Origin of the sequence: Klenkia terrae (assembly GCF_900491935.1) — a bacterium.
Lineage (GTDB): Bacteria > Actinomycetota > Actinomycetes > Mycobacteriales > Geodermatophilaceae > Klenkia > Klenkia terrae.
Window position 1 is genome coordinate 972877 of sequence record NZ_UEXK01000004.1, and the last position, 7234, is coordinate 980110.

10 protein-coding genes are annotated in these 7234 nt (G+C 72.7%); 5 read left to right on the plus strand and 5 right to left on the minus strand.

Annotated elements, in window-relative coordinates; genetic code table 11:
* The first annotated feature begins 92 nt into the window (after nucleotides 1-92).
* The 4 genes from LFA75_RS05000 to LFA75_RS05015 all read left to right on the plus strand — a co-directional run bounded on the left by LFA75_RS05000 (nucleotide 93) and on the right by LFA75_RS05015 (nucleotide 3504).
* Nucleotides 93-800 carry a GntR family transcriptional regulator gene (locus tag LFA75_RS05000; protein WP_225232587.1) on the plus strand — a complete coding sequence of 236 codons (708 nt, stop codon included), beginning with the start codon at nucleotides 93-95 and terminating at the stop codon, nucleotides 798-800.
* Nucleotides 797-1573 carry a putative hydro-lyase gene (locus LFA75_RS05005; RefSeq protein ID WP_225232588.1) on the plus strand — a complete coding sequence of 259 codons (777 nt, stop codon included), beginning with the start codon at nucleotides 797-799 and terminating at the stop codon, nucleotides 1571-1573. Before LFA75_RS05000 ends, LFA75_RS05005 begins: the two co-directional genes overlap by 4 nt.
* Nucleotides 1574-1633: 60 nt before the next feature.
* A complete protein-coding gene (locus LFA75_RS05010; protein WP_225232589.1) occupies nucleotides 1634-2527 on the plus strand; it encodes an IS982 family transposase in 894 nt (297 codons plus the stop codon).
* An 83-nt stretch (nucleotides 2528-2610) separates the two neighbouring features.
* Nucleotides 2611-3504, plus strand: a complete 894-nt coding sequence (locus LFA75_RS05015; protein ID WP_225232589.1) for an IS982 family transposase — start codon at nucleotides 2611-2613, stop codon at nucleotides 3502-3504.
* A gap of 19 nt (nucleotides 3505-3523) precedes the next feature.
* Here LFA75_RS05015 and ligD read toward each other — a convergent pair whose 3' ends face one another.
* The 5 genes from ligD to LFA75_RS05040 are packed head-to-tail and all read right to left on the minus strand — an operon-like array spanning nucleotide 3524 to nucleotide 6787.
* Nucleotides 3524-4486, minus strand: a complete 963-nt coding sequence (gene ligD, locus LFA75_RS05020) for a non-homologous end-joining DNA ligase (protein WP_225232590.1) — start codon at nucleotides 4484-4486, stop codon at nucleotides 3524-3526.
* Entirely contained in the window at nucleotides 4483-5427 is a 945-nt protein-coding gene (locus tag LFA75_RS05025) for an SDR family NAD(P)-dependent oxidoreductase (protein ID WP_225232591.1), read from the minus strand. The genes ligD and LFA75_RS05025 overlap by 4 nt, the downstream gene beginning before the upstream one ends.
* Entirely contained in the window at nucleotides 5331-5777 is a 447-nt protein-coding gene (locus tag LFA75_RS05030; RefSeq protein WP_225232592.1) for a nitroreductase family deazaflavin-dependent oxidoreductase, read from the minus strand. Before LFA75_RS05030 ends, LFA75_RS05025 begins: the two co-directional genes overlap by 97 nt.
* 9 nt (nucleotides 5778-5786) lie before the next feature.
* Nucleotides 5787-6551, minus strand: coding sequence for a DUF4184 family protein (locus LFA75_RS05035; protein WP_225232593.1), 765 nt, complete (start codon nucleotides 6549-6551; stop codon nucleotides 5787-5789).
* A gap of 20 nt (nucleotides 6552-6571) precedes the next feature.
* Entirely contained in the window at nucleotides 6572-6787 is a 216-nt protein-coding gene (locus LFA75_RS05040) for a DUF4287 domain-containing protein (protein WP_225232594.1), read from the minus strand.
* A gap of 46 nt (nucleotides 6788-6833) precedes the next feature.
* On the opposite strand from LFA75_RS05040, the gene LFA75_RS05045 reads away from it, so the two are divergent.
* The coding region (locus LFA75_RS05045; protein WP_225232595.1) for an antitoxin at nucleotides 6834-7234 on the plus strand (401 nt) is incomplete at its 3' end.

A 7234-nucleotide genomic window follows, 5' to 3' on the forward strand; every position in this document is an offset into this window, starting at 1 on the left:
GCCTCAACCTAGAGAGTTGTTGAACAATCCGACAAGAGGTGACATCAACGATTGACTAGCCGGACACGCGACCGTCACGGCACGATGGCGGCGTGAGCACCCAGCAGTCCTTCCTCGACGAGCTGGCCGCCGAGGTCTCCGGGCTGCGCCGGGCGAGCACCGCCGAGCGGGTGGCCGAGATCCTGCGCCGCCGGGTCACGGAGGGCGACCTGCCGCCGGGCAGCCAGCTCTCGGAGGAGCAGCTCAGCGCCGTCCTGCAGGTCTCCCGCAACACCCTGCGCGAGGCGTTCCGGCTGCTGGGCCACGAGGGCCTGCTGGTGCACCGGCTGCACCGCGGGGTGTTCGTCACCGAGCTCAGCGACGACGAGCTGGCCGACGTCTACCGCGTGCGCCGGGCGATCGAGTGCGACGTCGTCCGGCGGCTGGGCGGGACGGCCCCGGACCCCGAGGTGCTCGAGCCGCTGCGCGCCGACGTCGCCGACGGCGCCGCGGCCGCCGCCCGCGGCGACTGGACCGGCGTCGGGACGGCGAACATGCACTTCCACTCCCACCTCGTCGCCCTCGCCGGCAGCCCCCGGCTGGACGCCACCACGAGCCGGTTGCTCGCGGAGCTGCGGCTGGCCTTCCAGGGCGCGGACGCCGAGGCGATGCACGCGCCCTACGTCGAGCGCAACGGCGCCCTGCTGGACCTGGTCGCCGCCGGCCGCACCGCCGAGGCCGCCGCGGCGCTGGAGGACTACCTCGACGTGTCCCTCGCCCACCTGACCGATCTCCGCCGTGACCACGAGGAGCAGCCATGACCGCGACCACCCCTGCCCAGGCCCGCGCGGCGTTCCGCGGCGGCCTCGCCGTCCCGTCCTCGGGCTGGGCGCCCGGCCTCACCCAGGCCAACCTGGTCGTCCTGTCCCGCGACTGGGCGTGGGACATGCTGCTGTTCGGCCAGCGCAACCCGCGCCCGGTGCCGCTGCTGGACGTCACCGACCCCGGCAGCACGACGACCGTGCTCGCACCGGACGCCGACCTGCGGACCGACCTGCCGCGCTACCGGGTGTGGCGGGACGGCGAGCTGGTCGACGAGCCCACCGATGTCGTCGACCTGTGGACCGAGGACCTGGTGGCCTTCCTGGTCGGCTGCAGCTTCAGCTTCGAGACCGCGCTGCTGGACGCCGGCGTCCCGGTGCGCAACATCGAGCAGGGCCGCAACGTGTCGATGTACCGGACGAACCGGGAGTGCCGGCCGGCCGGGCGGCTGTCGGGGCCGCTGGTGGTCTCGATGCGGCCGGTCCCGGCGCACCTGGTGGCCACCGCCGTGCAGGTCACCGCCCGGATGCCCGAGGTGCACGGCGCGCCCGTGCACGTCGGGTCGCCCGGAGCGCTGGGCATCGCCGACCTGGACCGGCCCGACTTCGGCGACCCGGTCGACGTGCAGCCCGGCGACGTCCCGGTGTTCTGGGCGTGCGGGGTGACCCCGCAGGCGGCGCTGATGGCCTCCCGGCCGCCGTTCGCGATCACCCACGCACCGGGGCACATGTTCGTCACCGACGTCCCCGACTCGGCCTACCGGCAGCTCTAGATGAGTAAGTCCGAATGACACGGGTGTGATTTCAGGGCGGAGGGTGCTGGGGTACGGGTTGTGACGACCGACCTCAACACCCTCCTGACCTCACTCTATGTCCGCATCGACGACTACCTGGGCCCTCGCTCACGTGTGGGGCGCCCTCCGCGGCTGACCGACGCCGAGCTGCTCACCTTGGCCGTGGCCCAAGCGCTACTGGGAGTCCATTCCGAGGCCCGCTGGCTGCGGCAGGTCCCGGCTGCACTGCCCGGTGCGTTCCCCTACCTGCCCGAGCAGTCCGGTTACAACAAGCGGCTGCGTGGGGCGTTACCGCTGCTCAAGCGGCTGATCCGGGTCCTGGCCACCGACACCGACCTGTGGGCCGACCCGGTGTGGCTGGTGGACTCCACCCCGGTGGAGTGCGCCCGATCCCGGCCCACCGTGCGGCGCTCGGAGCTGGCCGGGGTCGCCGGCTACGGCTACTGCGCCAGCCACTCCCGCTGGTTCTGGGGCCTACGCCTGCACCTGGTGTGTACCCCGGCCGGACTCCCGGTCACCTGGGCGCTGGCCGATCCCAAGATCGATGAACGTCAGGTGCTGATGTGCGTCCTGGACTACGACGGTGACCTGATCACCGAACGGCCCGGGCTACTGGTGCTGGCCGACAAGGGCTACATCTCCGCCGAACTGGACGACTACCTGCACGCCCGCGGCGCCGACCTACTGCGCCCCTCCTACCGCAACCGCCCACCACGCCCCGGCCAGCACCTGCTCAAACCGGTCCGACAACTGGTCGAATCGGTCTTCGACACCCTCAAAGGCCAGCTCGACCTGGAACTCCACGGCGGTCGCACCCTCACCGGTGTCACCGCACGCATCGCTCAACGACTGCTGGCCCTGACCGCCGCGATCTGGCACAACCGCGCCACCGGCCAACCAGTCACAAGATCACTGATCGCCTACGACCACTGATCCAATCGGACTTACTCATCTAGATGAGTAAGTCCGAATGACACGGGTGTGATTTCAGGGCGGAGGGTGCTGGGGTACGGGTTGTGACGACCGACCTCAACACCCTCCTGACCTCACTCTATGTCCGCATCGACGACTACCTGGGCCCTCGCTCACGTGTCGGGCGCCCTCCGCGGCTGACCGACGCCGAGCTGCTCACCTTGGCCGTGGCCCAAGCGCTACTGGGAGTCCATTCCGAGGCCCGCTGGCTGCGGCAGGTCCCGGCTGCACTGCCCGGTGCATTCCCCTACCTGCCCGAGCAGTCCGGTTACAACAAGCGGCTGCGTGGGGCGTTACCGCTGCTCAAGCGGCTGATCCGGGTCCTGGCCACCGACACCGACCTGTGGGCCGACCCGGTGTGGCTGGTGGACTCCACCCCGGTGGAGTGCGCCCGATCCCGGCCCACCGTGCGGCGCTCGGAGCTGGCCGGGGTCGCCGGCTACGGCTACTGCGCCAGCCACTCCCGCTGGTTCTGGGGCCTACGCCTGCACCTGGTGTGTACCCCGGCCGGACTCCCGGTCACCTGGGCGCTGGCCGATCCCAAGATCGATGAACGGCAGGTGCTGATGTGCGTCCTGGACTACGACGGTGACCTGATCACCGAACGGCCCGGGCTACTGGTGCTGGCCGACAAGGGCTACATCTCCGCCGAACTGGACGACTACCTGCACGCCCGCGGCGCCGACCTACTGCGCCCCTCCTACCGCAACCGCCCACCACGCCCCGGCCAGCACCTGCTCAAACCGGTCCGACAACTGGTCGAATCGGTCTTCGACACCCTCAAAGGCCAGCTGGACCTGGAACTCCACGGCGGTCGCACCCTCACCGGTGTCACCGCACGCATCGCTCAACGACTGCTGGCCCTGACCGCCGCGATCTGGCACAACCGCGCCACCGGCCAACCAGTCACAAGATCACTGATCGCCTACGACCACTGATCCAATCGGACTTACTCATCTAGGCCTCGTCCGGCTCCGGCGGGGTCTCGGCCCCCTCGCGCTCGTCGCGCTCGGCCCACTCCAGCAGCGGCGCGATGTCGAACACCTCGCGGTCGATGTCGGCGTGCAGGTCGCCGAGCTCGGCGAAGCGGGCCGGCACCGTGGCGATGGTGAAGTCACGCGGGTGGGCGTCGTCCACCTCGTCCCAGCGGATCGGCGTGGACACGGTGCCCTCGGCGTTGCCGCGCACGCTGTAGGCCGCGGCGATGGTGTGGTCCCGCGCGTTCTGGTTGTAGTCCACGAACACCGCGGTCGGGTCGCGGTCCTTGCGCCACCAGGTCGTCGTCACGTCGGCCGTGCGCCGCTCGACCTCGCGGGCGAAGGCCAGCGCGCCCCGGCGGACGTCGGTGAAGCCGTGCACCGGGGGGATGCGGACGTAGACGTGCAGGCCGTTGCCGCCCGACGTCTTGGGGAAGCCGACCGCGCCCAGCTCGTCGAGCACCTCGTGCACCACGGAGGCGACCCGGCGGACCGCGGCGTAGTCGGCGTCGGGCATCGGGTCCAGGTCGATCCGCCACTCGTCGGGCAGCTCGGTGTCGGCCCGGCGGCTGTTCCACGGGTGGAACTCCACCGTCGACATCTGCACCGCCCAGGCCACGTGCGCCAGGTGGGTCACGCACAGCTCGTCGGCGGTCCGGTTCCAGCGCGGGAAGTGCACCCGCACGGTCTCGATCCAGGGCGGCGCCCCGGCCGGGACCCGCTTCTGGTGCACCTTGTCGCCCTCTACGCCCTTGGGGAACCGGTGCAGCATGCACGGCCGCTCGCGCAGGGAGTTCACGATCCCGGGGCCGACGGCGAGGTAGTAGTCGAGCAGGTCCTTCTTGGTCTCCCCGCGCGCTGGGAAGTACACCCGGTCCGGGCTGGACAGCCGCACGTCCAGACCGTCCACCTCGACCTCGATCGCGTCGCCGGCCTTGGTCATGCGGGCAGTCCTACCGCACCGGCCGACAGGTCCCACAACGAGCGCGCGCGGCGGTCGTCGGTGGCCCAGGGCATCGCGGGGGCCGGTGACCGGTCGGCGTGGAAACCGCCGTTGCGCCAGCCCTCGTCCGCTGTCGCCAGCCACACCAGGGTGTCCGCGCCCTGCGCCGGGGTGCGGAAGCTGCGGGACAGCCCCAGCTTCCAGGCCAGCCCGGACAGCCCGCCCGACCGCGCCCCGAACGACGTCGCGACCGCGCCCGGGGTGTAGCAGGTAGCGGTCACGTCCGGCGCCCAGCGACGGGCCAGCTCGCGGGTGGTCAGCGCGTTCATCGTCTTGGCCCGCGAGTAGGCGAGCATCCCCGAGTAGGGGCGCGGCGGGTCCGCGGTGACCGTCCGCGGCAGCGGACCGATCCGGTGCATGAAGGACGACGTCGCCACCACCCGTCCGCGGGCCGCGCGCAGCGGCTCCTCCAGCAGGCGGGTCAGCAGGTACGGGGCGAGGTGGTCGACCTGGAACGTGGTCTCGAACCCGTCGACCGTGGTCACCCGCCGCGGGAAGGACCCGCCGGCGTTGTTGGCCAGGACGTCGATCCGCGGGTGCCGGGCCACGAGGTCGGCGGCCAGCGCCCGGACGTCGTCCAGCCGCGAGAAGTCCACGGTGTGCCGCTCGACCTCGCGGTGGTCGTCGGGGTGGCCCTGGGTCTGCAGCTCGTCGGCGACGGCGGCGGTCTTGTCCGGCGACCGGCCGACGACGACCACCTGCCACCCGTCGCGGTGCAGCCGGCGGGCCGCCGCCGCCCCGATGCCGTCGGAGGCACCGGTGACGACGGCGACGCGGGCCTGCGTCAGCTCGGGCGCTCCACCAGGACGACCGGGATCGAGCGGTCGGTCTTGCGCTGGTAGTCGGCGTAGTCGGGGAACGCGGCGACGGCGCGCTCCCACCAGACCGCCTTCTCCTCGCCGTGGATCTCGCGGGCGACGCCGTCCCAGACCTGGTCGCCGTCCTGCACCGTCACCTCGTCGGGGTGCGCGGTCACGTTGAAGTACCAGGTCGGGTGCTTGGGCGCGCCGCCCTGGCTGGCGACCATCGCGTAGACGCCGTCGTGCTCGACCTTCATGAGCGGGTTCTTGCGCACCTTGCCGCTCTTGGCACCGCGGGTGGTAAACACCACGACGGGCTCGGGGCGGTTCGGGAGGGTGTTGGCCTCGCGTCCGCCGCTGCGCTCGTAGGCCTCGACCTGGTCGCGGACCCACTTCTCCGGGCTGGGCTCGTACTCGCCTTCCAGTGGCATGCCCCGCCCCTAGGGCCGCCCGGCCGGCCCGGCACCAGCACCGCAGCGCCCCCGATCGCGGAACCGGCGCGCCTGCCAGCCGAGGACCAGCACGGCCGCGGTCGCCATCGCCGCTCCCCCGCCGGCGAACGCCGCTGCGACCGCCGCGCTGCGGGTGTCCGGCTCCCCCGGCGCACCGGCCAGGCCCCCGGCCAGGGCAGCCAGCCCCACCACTCCCCACGCCCAGCCGCGACCGGCCACCACCGGAGCCGCCGGCGTCCGGCGCCACCACAGCGCGCACCAGCCCAGCAGCACCAGGCCGCCCAGCACGCCGCCGCCGTCGGCCAGCCAGCTGTAGACCGGCACCCCGGCCACCGGCTCGTACAGCGCCGGCACCAGGTCCACGCCCCACCGCCGCGGGTGGGTGAAGGCGTCCAGCACGACGTGGGTCGCCGCGCCCACCACCACGGCCGGCGCCACCACGAGCAGGTCCCGCCACCCGGTCAGCCGGCCGCGCAGCCCGAGCGGGACGCCGGCCAGCCGGGCCCGCAGCGGCGCGGGCGAGGACGCCACCACCGGCCGGCTCAGGACGCCGTGCCACAGCGCCCAGACCAGCAGTCCGGTGAGCAGGTCGACGGTCACGACCGCCGTCCAGGTGTGGGTCCTCCACAGCGGGTCCACCGGCAGGTAGGCCGGCAGGTCGGGGACGACGCTGCCGATCACCAGCGCCGACGCCGGCAGGCGGGTTCGCAGGAACGGGAGGACGGCGGCCGGGTGGCTGCCGGTGAAGGGCACCGGCTCAGCCCGCGCTGTCCTCAGCCCTGCGCGAGGGTGTGCGCGACCAGTGCGTTGGCGTGCCCGTGGCCCATGCCGTGCTCGGTCTTGAGCCAGGCGACCAGCTCCATGTGCTTCGCCCCGGGCTGCTCCGCCCGGCGGGCACGCACCGCCTCCTGCCACTCACCGATCGGCCGGCCGTACTTCTTCTCCATCGCGGGGAAGTAGCTGGCGGGTCCCTGCACCTTCTCGGTCACCGGTGCAGTGTGGCGCGCTCGGCCCGCGGACGGCAGGGTGGGCGCCATGGTGGATTTCGGCAAGCTCGCGAAGCAGGCGCAGGACGCCCTGGCCCAGGGTGCGGACAAGCTCGAGACGGCGGTCAAGGACAACGCCGGGCGGATCGAGGGCGCGGTGGACAAGGCCGGCCAGTTCGCCAAGGACAAGATGCCCGACCGCGCGGCCCAGATCGACAACGCCACCCAGAAGGCCAAGGCCGCCGTCCCCCGCCACGCGGACGGCACCTCGGCGACCCCCGACATCCCGCTCGCGACGGACACCGAGACGGCGGCCCCGGCGTCGACGGCGACCCCCACCGCGCCGACCGCTGCCCCCGACCCGCTGCCGACGCACACGGCGCCGGACACCAGCGCGCCGTCCTGGGCACCGCCGGGCACCACCCCGACCGTCCCCTCGGCCACCCCGTC

What these genes read in the sequence shown, in the direction of transcription:
- LFA75_RS05005 (WP_225232588.1), top strand. Translation starts at nt 797, where the DNA reads ATGACCGCGACCACCCCTGCCCAGGCCCGCGCGGCGTTCCGCGGCGGC.
- ligD (WP_225232590.1), bottom strand. Translation starts at nt 4,486, where the DNA reads ATGACCAAGGCCGGCGACGCGATCGAGGTCGAGGTGGACGGTCTGGAC.
- LFA75_RS05030 (WP_225232592.1), bottom strand. Translation starts at nt 5,777, where the DNA reads ATGCCACTGGAAGGCGAGTACGAGCCCAGCCCGGAGAAGTGGGTCCGC.